The organism is Pelagimonas sp. (genome assembly GCF_058892305.1).
In genome coordinates, this window is the sequence record NZ_JBZXVN010000046.1 from 1 (window position 1) to 20,083 (window position 20,083).

General features: G+C 57.8%; 15 protein-coding genes. 4 read left to right on the forward strand and 11 right to left on the reverse strand.

Going from position 1 to position 20,083, the window contains the following annotated elements; all coding sequences use genetic code 11:
- Positions 1-292 precede the first annotated feature (292 nt).
- The 4 genes from kdsA to AC5EFR_RS18530 all read right to left on the reverse strand — a co-directional run bounded on the left by kdsA (position 293) and on the right by AC5EFR_RS18530 (position 3,854).
- Complete coding sequence (kdsA, locus tag AC5EFR_RS18515) at positions 293-1,102, reverse strand: 3-deoxy-8-phosphooctulonate synthase (RefSeq protein ID WP_493577247.1); 810 nt, start codon at positions 1,100-1,102, stop codon at positions 293-295.
- Between the two features lie 56 nt (positions 1,103-1,158).
- Complete coding sequence (locus AC5EFR_RS18520; RefSeq protein WP_493577225.1) at positions 1,159-1,950, reverse strand: 3-deoxy-manno-octulosonate cytidylyltransferase; 792 nt, start codon at positions 1,948-1,950, stop codon at positions 1,159-1,161.
- Positions 1,951-2,007: 57 nt separating this feature from the next.
- Positions 2,008-2,982 carry a KpsF/GutQ family sugar-phosphate isomerase gene (locus tag AC5EFR_RS18525; protein ID WP_299929970.1) on the reverse strand — a complete coding sequence of 325 codons (975 nt, stop codon included), beginning with the start codon at positions 2,980-2,982 and terminating at the stop codon, positions 2,008-2,010.
- A 179-nt stretch (positions 2,983-3,161) separates the two neighbouring features.
- A complete protein-coding gene (locus tag AC5EFR_RS18530) occupies positions 3,162-3,854 on the reverse strand; it encodes a hypothetical protein (protein ID WP_493577226.1) in 693 nt (230 codons plus the stop codon).
- Between the two features lie 103 nt (positions 3,855-3,957).
- On the opposite strand from AC5EFR_RS18530, the gene AC5EFR_RS18535 reads away from it, so the two are divergent.
- Together AC5EFR_RS18535 and AC5EFR_RS18540 are read left to right on the forward strand one after the other, a co-directional pair.
- The gene (locus AC5EFR_RS18535) at positions 3,958-6,282 is read left to right on the forward strand and encodes a calcium-binding protein (protein ID WP_493577227.1); all 2,325 of its coding nucleotides are present in this window, start codon (positions 3,958-3,960) and stop codon (positions 6,280-6,282) included.
- Between the two features lie 90 nt (positions 6,283-6,372).
- Positions 6,373-7,692 (forward strand): LicD family protein, encoded by a 1,320-nt coding sequence (locus AC5EFR_RS18540; RefSeq protein ID WP_493577228.1) that lies wholly within the window; start codon positions 6,373-6,375, stop codon positions 7,690-7,692.
- Here the strand turns inward: AC5EFR_RS18540 and AC5EFR_RS18545 are convergent.
- The 7 genes from AC5EFR_RS18545 to AC5EFR_RS18575 all read right to left on the reverse strand — a co-directional run bounded on the left by AC5EFR_RS18545 (position 7,689) and on the right by AC5EFR_RS18575 (position 17,715).
- Entirely contained in the window at positions 7,689-9,404 is a 1,716-nt protein-coding gene (locus AC5EFR_RS18545) for a hypothetical protein (protein ID WP_493577229.1), read from the reverse strand. The two genes, AC5EFR_RS18540 and AC5EFR_RS18545, sit on opposite strands and share 4 nt — an antisense overlap.
- 29 nt (positions 9,405-9,433) lie before the next feature.
- Positions 9,434-11,941 (reverse strand): hypothetical protein, encoded by a 2,508-nt coding sequence (locus AC5EFR_RS18550; RefSeq protein ID WP_493577230.1) that lies wholly within the window; start codon positions 11,939-11,941, stop codon positions 9,434-9,436.
- A gap of 122 nt (positions 11,942-12,063) precedes the next feature.
- Positions 12,064-13,086: a cyclase family protein gene (locus tag AC5EFR_RS18555; RefSeq protein WP_299929863.1), complete on the reverse strand. Its 1,023-nt coding sequence runs from the start codon at positions 13,084-13,086 to the stop codon at positions 12,064-12,066.
- Positions 13,083-14,447 (reverse strand): class-II fumarase/aspartase family protein, encoded by a 1,365-nt coding sequence (locus AC5EFR_RS18560; protein ID WP_493577231.1) that lies wholly within the window; start codon positions 14,445-14,447, stop codon positions 13,083-13,085. The genes AC5EFR_RS18555 and AC5EFR_RS18560 overlap by 4 nt, the downstream gene beginning before the upstream one ends.
- Positions 14,448-14,465: 18 nt before the next feature.
- Positions 14,466-15,734 carry an ATP-grasp domain-containing protein gene (locus tag AC5EFR_RS18565; RefSeq protein ID WP_493577232.1) on the reverse strand — a complete coding sequence of 423 codons (1,269 nt, stop codon included), beginning with the start codon at positions 15,732-15,734 and terminating at the stop codon, positions 14,466-14,468.
- A gap of 49 nt (positions 15,735-15,783) precedes the next feature.
- Positions 15,784-16,821 (reverse strand): Ldh family oxidoreductase, encoded by a 1,038-nt coding sequence (locus tag AC5EFR_RS18570; RefSeq protein ID WP_493577233.1) that lies wholly within the window; start codon positions 16,819-16,821, stop codon positions 15,784-15,786.
- 3 nt (positions 16,822-16,824) lie between these two features.
- On the reverse strand, positions 16,825-17,715 hold the full coding sequence (locus tag AC5EFR_RS18575) for a hypothetical protein (RefSeq protein ID WP_493577234.1): 891 nt from the start codon (positions 17,713-17,715) through the stop codon (positions 16,825-16,827).
- Between the two features lie 323 nt (positions 17,716-18,038).
- Here AC5EFR_RS18575 and rfbA point away from each other — a divergent pair, with 323 nt between their 5' ends.
- Both rfbA and AC5EFR_RS18585 read left to right on the forward strand, forming a co-directional pair.
- On the forward strand, positions 18,039-18,929 hold the full coding sequence (rfbA, locus tag AC5EFR_RS18580) for a glucose-1-phosphate thymidylyltransferase RfbA (protein WP_493577235.1): 891 nt from the start codon (positions 18,039-18,041) through the stop codon (positions 18,927-18,929).
- Entirely contained in the window at positions 18,926-20,071 is a 1,146-nt protein-coding gene (locus AC5EFR_RS18585) for a DegT/DnrJ/EryC1/StrS family aminotransferase (protein WP_493577236.1), read from the forward strand. Before rfbA ends, AC5EFR_RS18585 begins: the two co-directional genes overlap by 4 nt.
- Positions 20,072-20,083: the final 12 nt, after the last annotated feature.

Sequence of the window (20,083 nt, forward strand, 5' to 3'; positions counted from 1 at the left end):
AACAAACCATCCGCGCAAGTCACCCAGCGCGCAACGCCTTGTTCTACCTCAATATTCCGTCTCAGCCCTTGGTTCGAAGCGTTGTGCTTGTCGCCGTGATGCAGTGTGCATCGTTCTGAGAAGTTGGTCTATAAGGGTGTCTTTTCGAGGCCGCAAGCACTTTTTGAAAGTTTTTGCATTTTCCGGCGATTTAATTTGGAAACGCCCGTAACACGCTATTTCAACGGGCAATTACTACCGGTTTAGTTGCTAAGCCGCCCCTTCACACCCCTCTTTGGCCTGTTTCCGGCGCTTAGAGCCCCTTTGCCAAGGAATCAAAGCCACGCAAATTGGCGATCAAGGCTCCCATCTGATCAACTGGAATCATATTGGGCCCGTCTGAGGGCGCAGTGTCGGGATCTTGATGGGTTTCTATGAACAAAGCAGACACCCCAACCGCACAGGCGGCGCGCGCCAGAACCGGGGCGAATTCGCGTTGGCCGCCCGATGTGGCGCCTTGCCCGCCCGGTTGTTGCACCGAATGCGTCGCATCAAAGACGGTTGGGTAGCCGGTCGCCGCCATGGTCGGCAATCCGCGAAAGTCCGACACAAGGGTGTTATAGCCAAAGGAGGTGCCGCGATCGCAGAGCATGATGTTGTCATTGCCCGTGCTGGCGATCTTTTCCGCCACATTGCCCATGTCCCAAGGGGCTAGAAACTGCCCCTTTTTGACATTGATGGCTTTGCCGGTGTCGCCCGCCGCCAATAACAGGTCGGTCTGGCGGCATAGAAAGGCCGGGATTTGCAGGATGTCACAGACCTCGGCCGCCGGGGCGCAATGGCTGACATCATGGACATCGGTCAGAACCGGCACGCCGAACTCCTTGCCAATCTGGCCCAGTATTTTGAGACCCTCATCCATGCCCAAGCCCCGCTGGGTGCTGATCGACGACCGGTTGGCCTTGTCATAGCTGGCCTTAAAGATGAAACGCGTGCCGGTGGGGGCACAGGCCTCGGCGATCTTTTCCGCCATCATCCGCGCATGATCGAGGCTTTCGAGCTGGCACGGCCCGGTGATCAGGGAGATCGGATTGGCACCGCCAATGGCGATATCGCCAACCATCACGGTTTTGGTCTGGGTGGCTTTGGTCTCGGTGACATCCATGGTGACGGGCATGATTACAGATCCTTTAGGACAGAGTTGATGCGGGCGACGTCTTCGGGGTTGTTGAGTTCCCAAAACACCCGGCCCCGGCCCTCGACCTGCACACAGGCGATGGTGGTGTCATTCACAAGAAAGCGCAGCTGTTCGAGGCCCTCTAGGGTTTCCAGCTCACTCACCGGCCAACTGGTATAGGCCCGGAGCGCCTCGGGGCGATAGGCATAGACGCCGACATGATGATAGACCGGGATGTTTTCGGCCGGCACCTTATCGGGGTCGATAAAGGGCAGCACCTCTTTGGAGAAATAGAGCGCATGGCCCTTGGCGTTGAACACCGCCGTGGTGCCACCAACGCGGCCCTCTTTGCGGTCCTCAACGAAATGGCCATAAGTCAGCGGGTCACATTGCAACACCGGGGTGGCGACCTGCGCCTCAGGGTCACGTTTCATCGCGGCGATCAGGTCTTCGACAAACCACTCCGGGGTCAGCGGCGCATCGCCTTGTAGGTTCACCACAAGATCGGCCTCAATGGCACCGTTGGCCAAGGCCTCGGCACAGCGCGCCGTGCCATTCTCGGCCTCGGGGCTGGTCATGATCACCGAGGCGCCAAAACCGATGGCATGATCGCGGATACGATCATCATCGGTGACCACATGAACCTCAGCCACGCCAGAGACCCGGTTGGCCGCCTCCCAGCTCATCTCGATCAGCGATTTCTTGTCGCCCGATGGCAGGGTCAGCTCGGCCAAGGGTTTGCCCGGGTAGCGGGTCGAGGCATAGCGGGCCGGAATCAGAATAACGGTTTTCATAAGGGGTCGTCCTTTGAAAGGCACCGGTCAGGTCACAGCCGTTTCGGAAACGGCTGATTATGACACGCCGGCACGCAACAGGTCATGCATATGTAGAATGCCAACGGGGCGCTGATCACCATCAACAACCGCCAGCACGTTGATCTTGCGCGCGTTCATAATCGACAGCGCTTCGGCGGCAAAGCCATCGGGTGACACAGTCAGCGGCGTACCGCTGGCGATATCGGCGGCGGTTTTGCTCAACAGCCCATCCATATGGCGGCGCAAATCCCCATCGGTGATGATCCCCGATAGCCGTTCGCCCTCCATAACCAAGGCCGTGCCCAATCCGCGCGAGGTCATGACCAAAAGCACATCTTGCATGGGCGTCCCTTGATCGACCAAAGGCAGATCATCGGCTCCATGCATAAGGTCGCCCACCGTCGCCAGTTGCATCCCCAGCTTGCCACCGGGGTGGAAGTCTTTGAAATGATCGGCGGTAAAGCCGCGCTGCTCCATCAAGGCCACGGCAATCGCATCGCCAAGCGCCAGGGTGATGGTGGTCGAGGTGGTTGGTGCCATGCCGATCGAACAGGCCTCTTCGGCCTTGGGGATCAGCAATTGATAGGTCGAGGCGCGCATCAGCACGCTATCAGGGTTTGACGAAATCCCGGCAATCGGAATGGCAAAGCGCTTGCAATAGCCCACCAGGTCTTGGAGTTCGCGGGTCTGGCCGGAATTGGAAATCACGATACAGATGTCACCGGGCACAATCATGCCAAGGTCACCATGGCTCGCCTCAGTCGCATGTACAAAAAGCGACGGGGTGCCGGTGCTGGCCAAGGTTGCACTGATCTTGGAGCCGATATGCGCCGATTTGCCGATGCCCGAAATAATCAGGCGCCCCGAGCTGGCCAAAACGGCCTCAATAAAGGGGGTGAAATCATTCGGAAGCTCGGATGCCAGCTGCGCAAGCCCACGCATTTCCACATCCAAAACCCGACGGGCCGCAGCATCAATACGCGTCGCCTTCTCCTGCATATCCACCACCATGTCTTTCACTCAAGGATCTCATACAGTCCGATGCCTGCTTATCGAAGCTCTGCCAGACCAGCAAGCTGAGGTTTCACATCTACGGTTGCCTATCAAGTCGGGCCTTCAACACCACCAACGATGGATTGTCCAAGCTGGCAAGCGGGCCCGCCCCTTTTAAAAGGGCACCAAAGACCGGCTCAAAACGCCAAAACCAATCCGGTCGTCATATCCCAGCTTTGATTGTCAAACCTTGTAATCGCGGCGCGCCATTGCGGTGTGGGTGCCCCAACCTTTGGGGGCAACAGGTCGATTTCAAAGCGCCCGCGCACATATAATGTCTGGGTCTCCCCCGTCGCTTTGACATCCAATAGGGCCGATCTGAGGTGGGCATGAAAGCGGCTATGGACCGCACCAAGCCCTAGGGCCAATTGCCCCCGGCGGGCTGGCCGCTTTTTCTCTCTGCTGGCAGAGAGGTCAAAGGTAAAATTGCGCTGTAGCTCCAGCCCCCCCCAAATAGACCATGTTTGCAACGTGATCCGCATTGGGTCAGTCAAAATATCAAGCCCATCCTCAAGCCGATAAACCTGCCGGGCATAACTCACAGCCCCGCCCACCAACAGCTGAGTCTTTGGCCCAAAGGACAGCACCGGCTGGCTGAGTTCCAGACTAAGCCTCTGACCATGCACAAGGTTCACCGCATCACCAAGCTCCAGCTCTCCACAGTCAAGCAGTGTTGGAATATTACACAAAGGTTTGGTCAACCCATCCAAAGCCGCATGCTCTGTATGGGCGGTGCCCGTTCCAAAGCTCAGCTTCAAATCCGCCGCAAAAACCGGTGTTGCCATGCTGACCAGCACCAACAAAAACCACCCACATCGTCGCACCAGCATTCGCCGCGCCTCCAGCACCTTATTCGCAGCAGATCGTATACTGACATCTCACAATTAAAAGAGTAGCAATGCGCAGAGCTAACCTTTTAAGAAGAGTATTGTTATGTCGACAGTGACAACCAGCCTCACCAATATTGAAACCGTTTCTGACATTTTAAACCAAGATGTCTCTCTTGAGCTCGCCTATCAAGATGAGCTGACCGCTTTCTTTGAAATCATCAATACAACCGATCCCACCTTCACCACCCTGAGCGCCACAGAGATCGGCCTGTCCTTTGGTGAGTATGACGTCACTGTCTCGGGAACCGGCTTTGATCCAGTCGGAAGTGCGGATGACCTTCTCGACGCTCTGGACACCTCCATTGCCGATGGGGCGTTTTCGGAAATCACCGTTGATTATGACGGCGATGAAATCCTGAGCTTGGATTTCGGGCCCACTGGCTATGTGTTTGACTCCGGGGACATCAGTCTTGTGATCTTGGCAGAGGGTCCACAATCCTTTGAAGATATCTATGAAGTCTCCGAGTTCTCACTCGATTTCCAAGAGGCCTTTGCGGACCTGGTTGAGTTCGGAGCCCCCTTTACAGAGGATATGGAAGATTACTTCCTCGATACCTATTCGCATGTTGCCCTGAGCGGGCTTGGGTTGTTTGATGGCGATGACCTGATCGGCGGCATCACCATCGCAAGCGACGAAATCGTTCTGGATTATAACGGCCTGACCCTGACAATCGACGGCACCTTTCCGGGGCTTGATAACGTTGGCGAGCTTGCAGTTCTGATGCTGGAGCTCATCGCCGAAGAGGGCATGGATTTCGAAGGCTTTGCCGATCTGAGCCTGTCCGAGATCGACGATGTCGAACTCACAGGGGCGACGCTGGAGGATGAAGACGAAAACGTGCTGGCCAGCTTTGTCTATTCCGATGACGAGACTCCGCTCACCTATGTTGTCGATGGGCTGAGCTATGGCCATGTCTGGGTTGGCACCAACCAATATGATTCCGAAATTCTGTACAATGACGCGGATATGTTGGTCTTGGGCCTCGCCGGGGGGGACTTCCTTTGGGCTGACGAAGGCAATGACAGTGTGCTCGGCGGTCTCGGAGATGATGACCTGCTTGGCTGGTATGGCAATGACACCCTGCTAGGGGAAGACGGGAATGACATTATCCTAGGTGAATACGGAGATGATAGCCTGCTCGGCGGCGCGGGGAATGACACCCTATACGGCGCACGCGAGGATGATCAGACAGAAACTGGCAATGACACGCTGCGCGGCGATGCCGGGGATGATTTCCTTTATGGCGGGGCTGGGGATGATTCCTTGCGCGGCGGCGATGGCAATGACGAGATGTATGGCGGCGATGATAACGACACATTGCGCGGCGATGATGGTGACGATTATCTCTATGGCGAATTCGGCGACGATTCATTGCGCGGTGGCGATGGCGGCGACACGCTAGAAGGGTCCGCGGGCGAGGACGTTATGCTCGGGGACGATGGCAACGATTATCTCGCCGGTGAAGGCGACAACGACTCCCTGCGCGGCGGCACCGGGGATGACACGCTCTATGGCGGGGATCAAAACGATACTCTGCGCGGCGATAGCGGCGATGATACGCTCTCTGGTGGATTTGGTGACGACAGCCTGCGCGGCGATGCGGGCAATGACACATTGAATGGCGGCGACGGAGAAGACACCCTGCGCGGCGGCGATGGCGAAAACCTCTATGAAGCGGGCAATGGCAATGACCGCGCCTATGGCGGCAATGATGCCGAGACCATCAATGGCGGCGAAGGCGATGACCTGCTGGTTGGCGGCGGCGGCGACGACCGCGTCAATGGCGGCGCGGATGGCGACACACTCTATGGCAATGACGGCGAAGACACTCTGAACGGCGAAGATGGAGATGATTGGACATCTGGCGGCGCAAATGACGATCTTCTGCTAGGGCGCGCTGGCGACGACACCATGCGCGGCTCCAGTGGCGATGACCGGTTCTATGGCGGGTCGGACAATGATGTGTTGGCCGGCAACAACGGCAACGACACGATCAACGGCGGCTCCGGCAATGACCGGATGTTTGGCGGCCGCGGCAATGATGAGCTGACTGGCGGTGCTGGCACCGACTTGCTCAATGGTGGGTCCGGGGAAGATGTCTTTGTCTTTGACACGGCCACCGACAGCCCACATGGATCTGGCCGCGATACCATTAGCGATTTTGCATCCGGCGTGGATACGATCGACCTATCCGGCTTTGACGGTACTTTGACCTTTGTCACCAGCTACACCGGAGCAGGCAATGAGGTGCGCTACAACAGCACCGTTGGCCGCCTTTACATTGATTTGGATGGCGACCCGGCATCGGAGGTCTCAATTGACCTCGGCGCAGGCACGGCCCTCGTCGAAAGCGATTTGATCCTCTAAGGGCGTCACAAACCAATCCCCTTGGCGCCATTGTGCCAAGGGGCCAAAATGGCGATAAGCCATGCGACTTGAACCAATGAAAAGGGCCGCATGGTGCGTCGCCGGTTTTTTGATTTTTACCAGCGGTATCTGGCGCGCTACACACAGCGCTTGCCATTGGGACTGCGCGGCCAGCTCGCCGGGCATTTGTTTCGCCGCACCCGCCATCCGGATTTTGGCTTCACCCATGCCCGTAGCCTATGCGCGTCTGGCCGTTCCGATGTCGCGGCCGAGCTTTATGGAAACGGTCAAGCCGTCACAGACCCGCTGTTTTCCAGCCAGTTGGCATCAGAAGGCCATGTTTCCGGCCCTTCTAAAGGCGTGTTTTTCGCACAGGTCAGCTTTCTCGGGCTTCGGATTGGCGGTCAAATTTCTGGTCTTGGGCCCGCGCCGGTACAGCTGCAAATTGACCTTGATGGCACGGTTTTACGGATTGAAACCCTATCTGTGCGCAACGGCACCGCCAGCTTTCGCATGATCCTAAGCCGCGAGGTGCTGGAGGCGTTTCCAACATCCGGATTACTTCGGGCGCGCTTGATAGATGGAGCCGATGGATCAATCTTGGCAACCCCCGAAGGCGGCATCGGCTGGCGAACCACGATGCCCCATGGGCAAGGCACCATCGACAAGATCATTTCTGAGCGAGGTAGCTTGGACAAAAAGGGGCGTTTCCGCCTAAACAGTGTGGAATTAGACGCACGGCAAACCGCCTACTTGGACCTCTATTCCGAACTCAAAGACGTCTATGCCCGCGAATTTAATCGCCCGCTTCTCATTCTCTATGGCACTCTCTTGGGTCAACTTCGCAGCGGTGATTTCATTCCCGGTGATGATGATTTTGATGTTGGATACCCAAGCTCAGAGACCACGCCCGAGACCGTCAGGGACGAAGCCATCTCCCAGATGAGCCGTTTGGCTGAGCTAGGCTATGTGATTGTGCTCAATGAGTTTGGCCGCCCCTTCCGCATTCGCGCCCGCGATGGGGCCGCTTGGGTGCATTTGGACAATCGACCCGTATTCGCCCCCCAACAGGGCGAGGTTTGGCTCCATAAACATGCGGCACTTGCGCTGGATTTGTCTCTGTTTTCTGAACCAGAGACCGCCCAAATGCGCGGAGTCGATGTGCGACGCCCCCATCAGCCCGAACGCTTTCTAGAGGCCTATTACGGCGCAAATTGGCGTGTGCCCGATCCCAGCTATAGCAATACAGGTCGCAGCCTACCCGAGAACGCCCGCAAAGCCCTGCATCAGATTTGCCTGAGTGATGCGCAACAGCGTGACTTGGCTCAACGCTATCCCGGTCAGATCGTGCCGGTCCGCTATAGCCCGCTTTATCCACTGGCTGACTATGCCGCCCGGATTGGGTTTTAGTCGCGGCAACGCTCTTGATAGGCTGAAACAGTCTCACATAAGCAGTCGTAAAACCCGGAAGCCGATGTCTCCCGAATCCAGGCCTTGTGCGCGATTTGGCGGCGCACCACAGCGCTCCACGCCACGTCATCTTGCATTAGATTCGCGGCTTTACTGGCCAAGCCAGCCATGTCTTTGGCGTCGAACACGGTCTCCGCAGGTTGACGCCCCGAGACGTCGCTATCACGACATGTCAAAATCGGAATGCCCATTCCTCGCGCCACAGCGGCCCCGCCGGATCCACCGGTAAAGCCCGGCGGATGCACAAACAATGCCGCGCCCTGCACGCGCTTGGTGAATTCATCAAACGGCAAGACCGGATGAACAACGATTTGACCGCTGTCGACCCGCTTGCCAATGCTGGGCATATCACGCGCCAAAGCATCGGGATCGGCGGCCCCGATAAAATGCCAAACACTGCCCGGAACCTTGTCCAGAATCGACAAGAGCGCCTCGATTGTGCTGCGATCCTGTTGGGCCAGACGTTGGTTCATCCGCACGCCGGTGATCGCTGACACGATGATCTTGCTGTGACGTTTTTCCGGCTGCACCTCGGGTGGGGGTGGTTCGGTCTCGTCGGCGCGAATGGTTGGGTAGGGTTGGACACGTACCCGCGCCTGCCCCGGATCTCCGTCAATCGCATGGGGGCCACGGGCGATGATCATATCAAGCTTGGCATCCACTTGATTGTTGGATTGGATATAGAAAAACGCCGAGGGCAGCTGATCAAACAGGGTATGGCGCACAAGGCGGCTTTCGTTTGAGAAAAAGCCACGATGACCGCCACCATAGAGCATGACATCCGGCTTCAGCTCCAAAATCTTGCGGCAGCTCTCCAACACCCCACCAAGCCCGTAGCTGTCAAACATATGAAGATGAAACCGGGTGCCGTACAACTCCCCAAGGGCGGCGCGGGCTTGGGCCTGTGCCTCGGCAGTGCGACCGGGGTTAAACGCATTGGCCAAAATCGGCGTTGTCACCACGAACCTCTCGCGGGTCACCACGATATGGGCGGTGATGTCTGGATCAAGCTCAAGCAGATTGCGACAGATGGTAAACAAAACCCGTGCATGGGTATGCACATCGGAAATCTTCAAGACGTCCAAGCAGAGCACGATGTTTTTGGGTCGGCTGGCAGGCATCCCTTGGCGCGCAATCCCATCGTCGCTTAGGGCGCGACGCAGATAGCGGCTTGCGGCCTTCAATATCACCGGGTCATTTTTCAGAATGCGGTGATCGGGGAGGCTTTCAATCACCCGGCACACCTGCTCATCTCCGGCCCGCCCCTGCCCCTTGGCATAGAGCGCCAACGCATGCTCGGCCCGTGCCCGACGCAATCCGGTCAACGCATAACGCGTTTTGCGCAGCGCATCTTCTTCGGGTTGGCCCGGTTGCGGCGATGTCAGGCTAGGTGGCAGCGTTGAGAGGTCTTTGTCATTACGCTTGGGATGGCTCAACAGCGCCAAATGTTGCCAATGCCGCATGGCTTCAGGCCAATCCGCACGACGCTCGGCGGCCATCGCCTTTTGGCGCAGCCGCAAATCACCCATGCCGGGGCGTGCAGTCAGATAAAGTAACACATCGAGAACGCGGGTCTTGATCTCAGGCGAGAGCGCACGTTTGACCCGGTTCGGGACAAACCGGCGATATGCTTTCAAGAGGTTGCGTTCCATTCAGGTGCCTTGTGCCGACATGACCAGCTTTAATCAGTGGCACCTTCTATGACGTCCGAATGCACAGAGTCGAGCGCGGGTTTTCCCGTACGCGCAAGACCGCTCTCAGCCGAGCCCTGTAGGCGCAGCTGCCCCAAGCGCGCCGTTTCCGTCAGGCAATCATGAAAGCCCTGAACCGACGTCTCGCGAATCCAATTCGTATGGGCGATCTGACGCTCTGCAATGGCGCTCCAGCGGGCTGGATCTTGCAAAAGGGTCACCGCCATATCGGCAAAGCCCGACATGTTCTCCAACTCAAACACCGTTTCAGGAGGTTGGCGCCCGGAGACATCCGAGTGGTTGAACGTCAGAATCGGAATCGCACCACGTCGCGCCACAGCGGCACCACCAGAGCCGCCCGTAAAGCCCGGAAGATGCAGGAATAGGGCCGCATTACCAACCAAGGTGGTGAACTCATCAAAGGGCATCACCGTGTGCAAGGCGATTTGCCCCGCATCAACCCGGCGGGCAATTTCAGGGTTGGCTTTGCGCACCGCGGCAACGTCCTTGCAGCCGATAAAGTGCCAGATACTGCCCGGCACCCGATCCAGAACCGAAAAGACGTGATCCATTTCGGCGCTGTCCATTTCACTCAGACGGACATCCATGCGCACGCCGGTGATCGCCGACACGATGGTCTTGCTTGCCGCTTTGCTCGGATCGATGGCCTTTTGTGCCTGATCCAACGCCTCTTCGACAATTGTCGGATAGGGTTGCACCCGCACGGCCGCAGCCCCCGCGTCGCCTTCGATTTCATGGGGGCCACGGGCGATGATCATATCGAACTTGGGATCGACCTCATTGTTGGCCTGAATATACAAGAAGCCGGCCGGCACCAGATCATACAGCACATGGCGCACCAAACGGCTTTCGTTGGAAAACAGCCCCCGATGGCCGCCCCCATACAACACAAGATCAGGGCGCAGATTCAGGATATGCTTGGCCGCAGAGACCACCCCTTCGAGATTGGGCTCATGCAGATTATGCAGCTGAAACCGTGTGCCAAACAAATCCCCAAGCGCCATCTTGGCCCGGTCGATCAAATCGCTATCCCGCTTGGGGTGGAACGAAGGTGACACAATCGGGGTGGTGACAGCAAAACGTTCATTGGTGATGACCACATGCATCTCAAGATCCGGGTCATGACGCAGCATATTGCGGCACATGGTGAAAATCACCCGGCTGTGGGTGTGAACATCCGAGACCTTGAGGATGTCCAATGCCAAGACCACCCGGCGCAACTTGCCTGGTTCAACCGGTTTTGGCGGGGCAAAAACCCCATCTTCACGCAAGGCATCCTGCACATAGGTCCGGGTGACCTCCAAAAGGCGCGGGTCATATTTGAGCAGGCGCTGATCAGGCAGGCTTTCGACGATACGGGTCACCATTTCGCGGAATTCGCGTGTGCGCCCCGCGGCCCGCGCCTCTAGTGCCAATTCGGCGCGAACCCCACGTAGAGAGGTGCGCGCATAGTTGGCTCTGCGGGCACGTTCTTCGGCATTTTCGGCAATAATAGTGCCGCTTTTCGTCGAAACCGGGTTCATGATAGCAGCGTATAATTGCCACTGCTGGGCGGCGACTTTCCAATCCCCCCGGCTTTCGGAGGTACGCGCCAAAATGGTCAGCGCCGCACTATTATCTTCCCAATGCTCAAAGGCAGGCATCATCACCCGTTCGGCATTTTCCATATGGCCTTGTTGTTGAAACTTCTGCGAAATGCGCAGGGTCAGCTTCCAGATTTGGGCCAAGGTTTGGTCTGCCAGATGATCGCGGCGCGCGTCAAAGAACCGCCACCAATTGTCCAATGTACTCCAAGCGTCAATATCTTCCCCGTCCGGAACTGTCTCCAAAGCGGCGACAAGAGAATGCAAGACCGCCTTGTAGAACAGAGGATATGCCGTTTGATAGTCCGGCCAATTGGCCAGAACGGGCTGTAGAGCAGAAAGCGCAATATGCTGACGGCCGGCGCGAATACGGTGCGCGGCCAATGAGGCATAGGCCTTGCGCAACCGCCCTGCCTGTTGATCTGGCAAAGCGGTGCAATCATGCCAGAAGCTTTGCAAGGCGGCGGCTTCTTGGCGCAAAACACGCCCGGTGGGGGCCGTTTGATCTGCAAATTTATCGGCCTCAAGAACAACCGCCGGCACATCTGCGAATGTTGGGCAAATTTCCGGTGCGAAAAAACCAACCTGTCGGCGCATGCGTGTCTCAAGCGTCGCCAGTTTCCCATAGGCTTTAACCGCTGGGACCGCTGAGTTTTTCTTGGCCTGAGCCGCCAGGGTTCCCCAAGCGTCCAGCGCCAGGGGCAAATCGTTGCGCTCCTCGGCGTGCCAGGCAAGCGATTGCAACTGTTTGGGGTTGCCGCTGGCCCGCCCAATCAAAGCGCGATGAAAACCGCGTTCGGCCCGTCCGGTCGGATCTGCCTGCGTTATAACAGATGCCGTTCCGAAAACCGTTCGGCGCAGCATGGAACGGAAAGTCGTTTTCTTGGCAGCCATGTGACTGGTCCCTGAAATCAAAGTTGCAAAAGAACAGATACCATTGCGGTATCGCTGCACATGCAAAGTTCGAACCGAGGATTCAACCGTGCACATGCAGCATAGAAAGTCGTGTTAAAAAATCAAACCGTCGCGATCGGGGTCGCCGGGGATCCAACCGCCCCGGTCAAACGCAGCGGCGGCGCCGTCAGCAAGAAGCGGCTGCGCCCCTGCGCTTCGAGCCATTCAGCCAGATCGCAGAGCTGCCACAGCTCGGCCAGCGGCACACCCAACTTGAACAGGCAATGTTCGTGTAGGGGCAGAATAGAGCCACAATAGTCATCAGGCAGCGGGTTCCCGGCCGCCTCAACCGCAATGTTATCCGAGATCAGCGCCGCAACGCCGCTATCGGTGATCCATTGCAACAAGCGTTTATCATGGCCGTCAAGCACCGCACAGGCCTTCTTGATTGCCGGGTCAGGATTGCCCGCCCCCGCAAGGATCATCTTGTCGATCCCGGTCCAGAGCAACAGCATGTCGCCCTCTTCCACGGTGATATTGTCGGCCTCCATCACCCGCATCAGATCGTCGTAAGACACGTCATGACGGGTGTCGCCAAAATGCTTGTGCAGGTTGATCAACACACCGCGCCCTTGCAGGCCGTGGGCCGCGAAATTCTCGATCCCCAGCTTGTGGGCACAGGTGACATGCCCGTTTTCGCCACTGTCCATGGTCAGATCTTCGCCAGCGCGGAACCCGTTGTAATAGACCGGGACATCAACCCCGTCGCCCATCACATCAAAGTTCGAACCGCGATGCGCCAGCGCATCCCATTGGGTCGAATATTGCGTATAAAGCAGCACCGCGTCATCGGCGGCGATATCCGGAAAGCGCGGATCGAATTCCTGCCAGTTATAGTTGAAATAGGGGGCATCGTTGCGAATGACCGGGCGCAGCGCCGGTGGGAAGCGCACCGGAGACAGCACATTGCCCCCCGGCAGGTCCAGCGGCAGTGACAGGCAGAATGTTTTGCCGGTTTCCACCTCGGCGATGCCCTTTTTGACCTGCTCAGGGCCAATCAGGTTCAACCGGCCCAATTGATCATCCGGGCCCCAATCGCCCCAAGTTGATCCCTCGGGGCGGTTTGTCCAACGTGTCGTGCTCATGCGGTGAATCCTTGTGTTTTGGCGCGGTTCAAAACCGCATCCACCATCACGCCGCAAGACCCGGTATAATTCCCCGGCTCAAGCAGGCGGTCGATGGCTTCTATGTCAAATTGGGCTGTAACAGTCTCGTTTTCGAGCAGAGCATCGCGCAGATGTCGCCCGCTGTCGATGGCCGCTGCGGCGGCCCCGGTGACCACCTCATGCGCCGTGCCACGCCCCAAGATCGGGGCCAGGCCGGACATGACCGCCTCGGACATGATCAGCCCGCCGCCCATATCCAGATTGCGACGCATATTGGCCACGTCCACATCCAAGCCCTCAAGCATGGGGCGGGCCTGCATCAAGGCCCCGGAGGCCAAGAGAAAGGCTTCGGGAATGACCATCCATTCCACCGGCATGGCGCTGATCCCACGCTCATGTTCTTGGATTTGGCTTTCCATCATCTGTGGCACCAAGGCGCGCAAACGGTTGGCAATGGCGATGATTTGCGGACAGGCGATGGGATTGCGTTTTTGCGGCATCGCCGATGAGGCGCCACGCCCCGGCACGTAAGGTTCGCGCACTTCGCTCACCTCAGAACGCATCAACATGCTGACTTCGGTACCGATCCGGCCCAGCAAACCGCCAACCTGACCCAGCCAGAAAATCATCTCGCCAAGACCATCGCGCCCCGTGTGCCAAGTGATGTCTGGATCGCGTAGGTCCAATTCGCGGGCCAGCGCCGCGCGCACTGCGGTGCCTTTGTCGCCCAGCGGGGCCAAAGTGCCAACCGCACCGCCAAATTGCACCGCAAAAGCGCGATCCTTGATCTCGGGCAGTTTGGCGCGATGGCGCAAAGCCTCGTCAAGCCAACCGGCAGATTTATAGCCAAAGGTGATCGGCACCGCGTGCTGTTGGAACGTCCGCCCTGCCATGGGCGTGTTGCGATGATTCGCCGACAGTTTGACCAGCGCGGAAATCACCCCGTCAAGTTCGGCCTCGATCAAAGCCAGACCGGTGCGCATTTGCAGTACCAGCCCCGTGTCCAAGGCATCCTGAGTCGTCGCGCCCCAATGCACATAACGTGCAGCATGATCGGGACAGGCGGCGGTCAGCTGTTTGACCAGCGGCACAATGGCAAAGCCAACCTTTTCAAACATCACCCGCATCGCCGCCGGATCAAGATTGTCGGTGGTGGCCGCTGCGGTGATCGCCTCCGCCGCCTCAGATGGGATCACATCACAGCTGGCTTCAGCGCGCGCCAATGCGGCCTCAAAATCCAGCCAGGATTGAAACCTGCCCATATCCGAGAAAATTTCCCGCATTGCGGGCGTGCTGAACTGGTCAGCGTAATAGGGGCTGTCAAAGAGCGTAGCGGGCATGGGGGCCTCTTTTTTATGTTAGTCGGTTTCAGCCAGTTGACCGAAAATATCCTTGCGCATGATCGCGTTGCCCTGCGTGTCATAGACTTCCATCTGATCAATCGCAGTGCGGGTCCGGGCAAAAACCGTTTCACGGTCTGGTCCAGTGACAAGAAACGCCCCCACGCGCGAACGGGTCGACATATCGTTGCCAATCTCCATACCCGCAGTTTTATAGGGAAGCATCCGGGCAATCGTGCCATTGTCGATCAAGGCATCAACACCTTCGACACGATCAAAGGTTCCGGGCTGGGCATAGACCGTGTTGGTCATCAACCAAAGCCCCGATGGGTTCAGAGCCACCTGCACCGGGTTGCCAAGCCAGCTATCCAGCGAGGCTTCGATCGCGTCAAAGCCGCTGATCATCTTGGTCACGGCCGATCCCGTGCCCCCCGAGAGGCGCGGTGAAAATTCGATCAGGCTTATCCCGCTGTCATTCAAAAACGCCTGAACCAGCATCGGCACGTTATCAAGCTCGAACGCCGCGGCGAGTTTCGAGAGGATCTCTTCGACCTCGTCCAAACGCTCTTCAAGCGGCCAAGGGGCGATCGATCCGGTCGATTGGATGACCTTGTCACGCGGCACATTGAGCATATCAAACTTGCGCCGCACCAGAACGATTTTCGCCCGGCCATTTTCAACGAAGCAATCAATGGACAGCTCGGCGCCTTCGACGAATTCTTCGACCACGGCCTGACGCACGCGGCTAATGTCAAAGGCGGTGGCAAGGTGCAGGCGCAGCGCCTCAAGGTCATCAACCCGGCGCACCCCGGCCGATCCGTTGGAATCGGCTGGCTTCACCACCATGGGAAAGGTCAGATGCGCGATCCGCGCCTCAAGATCGGTGACGTCATCCTCGCCAAGGAAAATATGCTGGGCCGTGGGAAGGTTGGCCTCGGCGAAACGGCCCTTCATGCCGCCTTTGTTGCCAATCAGCGATGCCGTGGCAAAGGAATAGGGATGCGGCAAGCCCAGCTCTTCAGAGACCTGAATGGCAACGACATTGGCTTGATCAACACAGGTGGCAATCACCAATTCGGCATTTTGAGCGCGGGCGACGCGGGCCACGGCATCGGGGTGCAGCGTGCTTTCTTGCACATGCAGATCGGCATGCGGGGCCGCAGGCGGCGCATCAAGGTAATCCACCAACACCACACGCCAACCGCGCGCCTGGAGCAATTCGATCAGCCGAATATGCGGATTTGTACCGCCTAGGACCACTGCTGTGGGTTTCGTGTCACTTACCATCGGCCTGCATCTTCTTTGCTTACTCGTAGAACGGTTGGTCCGAACATTGTCAGTCCCGCTCCAGTGGCACAACATGGGTTGTTTGGGCAAGGGCATCGAGCTTGGCAATCACCGCATCTGACAGAGGCACATGATCGCCCCGCCCCTGCATATAGCTCGCACCACGCTCTCCGGGGAGGAAGACCGCCCCCTCCGCCCCCGCATCCTTGGCCGCGGCAGACAGATCGCGCATGCCGGCGTCATACTCGGCCTGCGGCATCATCTGGGCGATATCAATGGCAATCAACATATGCCCACAGCGCGATGGCCCATCGGGGTTATTAAGGTTGCGCGCCATGCCGCCCGAGGCCGAGCGCGTCATCAGCCCGGCCATGATATCGACCACAACCGACAGCCCATATCCCTTGGCCCCACCAACCGGCAACATCGACCCGGCCAATGCGGCAACCGGATCGCAGGTTGGTTCACCGGCCTCATCCAGCGCCCAGCCAAGCGGAATATCGTCGCCATTGGTGGCCGCCAGACGAATTTTGCCACGCGCCGCCTGGCTTGTCGCCATATCAAGAATGACCGGGGCCATGCCATCAGGGGCCGGAAAGCCAAAGGCCATTGGATTGGTGCCAAACACCGCTTTGTGCCCGCCGGTCGGCGCGATGGCCGGGGCGGCATTGGCTAGAACAATAGCCGCCATGCCCGACTCGACCGCCCGCGCCGCCACAAAGGCCGCCGTGCCAAAGTTATGACTATGACGAATACCAACAAGGCCAATACCACAGGTTTTGGCCATCTCAACGGCGCGGTCCATACCACGGATCGCCGCCACCTGACCAAAGCCATCCCCCGCATCAAGCAGCGCCATCGCCGGAGCGGATGACAATTCTCTCAGCGGGGTTTGCGCCTGCATCAACCCCTTTTGGATACGGTTCACATAGATCGGCATCCGACCCGCGCCATGGGTGCCTTTGCCATGGGTATGGGCAAAGCGGATCGAGTCGACAATCAGCGCAGCATCCTCGGCAGGAACCCCCTGCCCCAGCAACACATCCAGACAAAACCGCTCTAGCGCCGATAGCGCGATATCGGGCATGGTTTAGCCCTTCTTAGGCGCAACAGTGACGGCTTCGGGATAATATTCATCCAGCATCCGCTTGACCAACTTCACCTGTTTGGCCCGTTTCGCGGCATCCGCATCCGAACTGTCCCAGCTGTGGGTTTTGGCCACGGATCCACCGGTCTTGAGGTAAATCGGCGCCGCAACACGGACCATTTCCGGCACTTCGTAATGGCGGATGAAGCCACCGGTCGAGGCCGGGTTTTCGGTATGCACATCCAACGGCAGATCAACCGCCTGACGGATGGCCGACAACATCTGCATCTGAATGTCACGGATCGGGTTGAATGTATTGGCCCCGATCTGCGCCAGCATGGCCGCCGCGCAAGGATTGCCGTGACCGGTATGGGCCGACACCTTGAAGCGCACATCAGCCGGAAGTTCGCCCGCCTTGCGCATTTCATTCATCAACCACAGGCTGCCTTCGTCATAGACAAGAAAGGATTTCACCCCAAGCGCCACACCGCGGTGCACCTCTTCGACGGCGCGGATCACTTGTTCTTGGCCACGCAGGCGATAACCCATGCGCACCCCTTCGGGGGTGTTGACCGAGGCGCTGGTATCGGTGGTGGCGCGTGGCCCGATCGACAAGACCAGCTCAACCGCAGCATCCCGGGCCATATCGACCATTTGGGTGATTTCATTATCCAACAGGGTCATGACCCCTTTGGTCTGGGTCACACGGTGCACCGGCACGCCGTTTTTCTCGACCGCCTCAAGAAGCGCCGCCATGGCGCTTGGCCCTTGGATACCCGGCACTTCGAACCGGTATTGCGCACCATCCTCAAAGCGTTTTTCCGAAGTCGGCAGATCATAACAATCGCCCGTCGGCAGGCCCATTTTCGAAAGAAAATCTTTGGTTTTCTGCATGCGTGCTCTCTATTTTTAAACAGGCCAAAATGCGCAGTGTCGGGGCGTCTCCCCCCCCTGCAAAATTCGAGCGGACATTAGAAGCGCCCGTAAAAGGTGTCAACGTGACCCCTGATCAGCAAAAGCTTGCCGAACAACGGCCCAGTGAGCAAGAGTTGCCCCTATAACGCCCTCATTGAAACCACAGCGACGTGCAAAGGCTAGGTCAGGTATTCACGCATGGTTGAATTGTCTGCTTGGCTGTACCAAAAGCACCTTAAGGCTAAGAAATACCGTCTTTGCCCAGTATAGATCAAAGATGTTCAAAAGGATTGTGTCGCGCTATGAGCCCAACAAATCGCCGCAAGGGGATCATCCTCGCCGGAGGGTCTGGCACCCGGCTCCATCCCGTGACCAAGGGTGTCTCCAAGCAACTGTTGCCGGTCCATGACAAGCCAATGATCTATCACCCGCTTAGCGTTTTGATGTTGGCCGGGATGCAAGACATCCTGATCATCTCGACCCCAGATGACATGCCGCAATACAAGCGTCTTTTGGGTGATGGCAGTGAATTTGGCATTCGCCTGCAATACGCTATTCAACCCAAACCCGATGGCTTGGCCCAGGCCTTTATCATTGGGGAGGAGTTCATCGGAGAGGACCCGGTTTGCTTGGTGCTGGGGGATAATATCTTTTACGGCCCCGGCTTTACCCAGCTGCTCCTTCAGGCCTCGGCGCGCGAATTGGGGGCCACGGTCTTTGCCTATCAGGTCCATGATCCCGAACGCTTTGGTGTGGTCGAATTTGACGCCAACCGCCGTGTTCTCTCGGTCGAAGAAAAGCCGCAAAAACCCAAAAGCAATTATGCCATCACTGGCCTCTATTTCTATGACAACCGCGTGGTTGAAATCGCCAAGGGTGTCAAACCCTCGGAACGAGGCGAAGTTGAAATCACCGATGTCAATCGTGCCTATCTGGAATCGGGTGATCTTTATGTGCAGTTGCTGGGCCGGGGCTATGCCTGGCTTGATACCGGCACCCACCAATCCTTGCTCGAAGCCTCGTCCTTTGTGTCGACCGTCGAAGCGCGACAGGGCTATAAAATCGCCTGTCTCGAAGAAATTGCCTATCTCAAGAAGTGGATCAACCGGGATCAACTTCTGGAACAGGCTGACGCGCTGAAAAAAACCGATTATGGTCAGTATTTATACGACCTAGCGGAGGAAGAAAAATGACAGACAAGAAAATCCATGTCACACAGCCTTTTCTGCCCCCCATCGAAGAGTTCCTGCCCTATGTTCAGGAAATCTGGAACAACCGTTACCTGACCAATGGTGGCCCGCTACATCAGCGGCTTGAACGTGAGTTGGCCGATTATCTGGGTGTGGAGCATCTGGCGCTGTTCAACAATGGCACCATCGCGCTGATTGCGGCCTTGCAGGCCTTTGATCTCAAGGGCGAAGTCATCACCACGCCGTTTTCCTTTGTCGCCACCACCAATGCGCTGATCTGGCACAAGAACACCCCGGTTTTTGTCGACATCGACCCGGTGACCGCCAACCTTGACCCCGCCAAAATCGAGGCGGCGATCACCCCGCGCACCAGCGCCATCTTGCCGGTGCATTGCTATGGCAACCCGTGTGACATGGAGGCGATCCGCGACATCGCCGATCGTCACGGGCTCAAGGTGATCTATGATGCGGCCCATGCCTTTGGCGTTCATAACGACGAGGGCTCGGTTCTGGCGCGCGGTGATCTTTCGACGCTGTCCTTGCACGCCACCAAGGTCTTCAACACCTTTGAGGGCGGCGCGATCATCTGCCGGGACGCGGAGATGAAACAGCATATTGATGAGCTGAAGAACTTTGGCATCGTCGATGAACTCACCGTCAAGGTGCCCGGCTCCAACGGCAAGATGAGCGAAATCCACGCCGCCATGGGGCTGGCGCAGCTCAATCATATTGATGCTTGCATTGCACGCCGGGGCGAGATTGACGCGGCCTATCGCACGGCACTGGCCGATCTGCCCGGACTGATTGCCTTGCCCAAATTGAACCAGACCCGGTCAAACTATGCCTATTTCCCCATTCTGGTGGGCGACGAATACCCGCTGGATCGCGATGGGCTTTATGATCAACTGCGCGAGGTCAACATCCTGACCCGGCGCTATTTCTATCCGCTGCTGTCGGATTTGCCGATGTATGCCGATCTGCCCTCGGCTGATCCGGCCAATCTGCCCGTGGCCAGCGATATGGCCCGGCGTGTGCTGTGCCTGCCGATTTTCCCCGATATGAGTGATGATGATCTTGCCCGGATCATTGAGGCCGTGCAGGCCCCGGTCAAAGCCGGCCAACCCGCCATGCAGCCCGCGCAATAAGCCAAGAAAGAC

What these genes read in the sequence shown, in the direction of transcription:
- AC5EFR_RS18525 (WP_299929970.1), bottom strand. Translation starts at nt 2,982, where the DNA reads ATGGTGGTGGATATGCAGGAGAAGGCGACGCGTATTGATGCTGCGGCC.
- AC5EFR_RS18570 (WP_493577233.1), bottom strand. Translation starts at nt 16,821, where the DNA reads ATGCCCGATATCGCGCTATCGGCGCTAGAGCGGTTTTGTCTGGATGTG.
- rfbA (WP_493577235.1), top strand. Translation starts at nt 18,039, where the DNA reads ATGAGCCCAACAAATCGCCGCAAGGGGATCATCCTCGCCGGAGGGTCT.
- AC5EFR_RS18545 (WP_493577229.1), bottom strand. Translation starts at nt 9,404, where the DNA reads ATGGAACGCAACCTCTTGAAAGCATATCGCCGGTTTGTCCCGAACCGG.
- AC5EFR_RS18575 (WP_493577234.1), bottom strand. Translation starts at nt 17,715, where the DNA reads ATGCAGAAAACCAAAGATTTTCTTTCGAAAATGGGCCTGCCGACGGGC.
- AC5EFR_RS18550 (WP_493577230.1), bottom strand. Translation starts at nt 11,941, where the DNA reads ATGGCTGCCAAGAAAACGACTTTCCGTTCCATGCTGCGCCGAACGGTT.
- AC5EFR_RS18555 (WP_299929863.1), bottom strand. Translation starts at nt 13,086, where the DNA reads ATGAGCACGACACGTTGGACAAACCGCCCCGAGGGATCAACTTGGGGC.
- kdsA (WP_493577247.1), bottom strand. Translation starts at nt 1,102, where the DNA reads ATGGTTGGCGATATCGCCATTGGCGGTGCCAATCCGATCTCCCTGATC.
- AC5EFR_RS18530 (WP_493577226.1), bottom strand. Translation starts at nt 3,854, where the DNA reads ATGCTGGTGCGACGATGTGGGTGGTTTTTGTTGGTGCTGGTCAGCATG.
- AC5EFR_RS18585 (WP_493577236.1), top strand. Translation starts at nt 18,926, where the DNA reads ATGACAGACAAGAAAATCCATGTCACACAGCCTTTTCTGCCCCCCATC.
- AC5EFR_RS18560 (WP_493577231.1), bottom strand. Translation starts at nt 14,447, where the DNA reads ATGCCCGCTACGCTCTTTGACAGCCCCTATTACGCTGACCAGTTCAGC.
- AC5EFR_RS18565 (WP_493577232.1), bottom strand. Translation starts at nt 15,734, where the DNA reads ATGGTAAGTGACACGAAACCCACAGCAGTGGTCCTAGGCGGTACAAAT.
- AC5EFR_RS18535 (WP_493577227.1), top strand. Translation starts at nt 3,958, where the DNA reads ATGTCGACAGTGACAACCAGCCTCACCAATATTGAAACCGTTTCTGAC.
- AC5EFR_RS18520 (WP_493577225.1), bottom strand. Translation starts at nt 1,950, where the DNA reads ATGAAAACCGTTATTCTGATTCCGGCCCGCTATGCCTCGACCCGCTAC.
- AC5EFR_RS18540 (WP_493577228.1), top strand. Translation starts at nt 6,373, where the DNA reads ATGGTGCGTCGCCGGTTTTTTGATTTTTACCAGCGGTATCTGGCGCGC.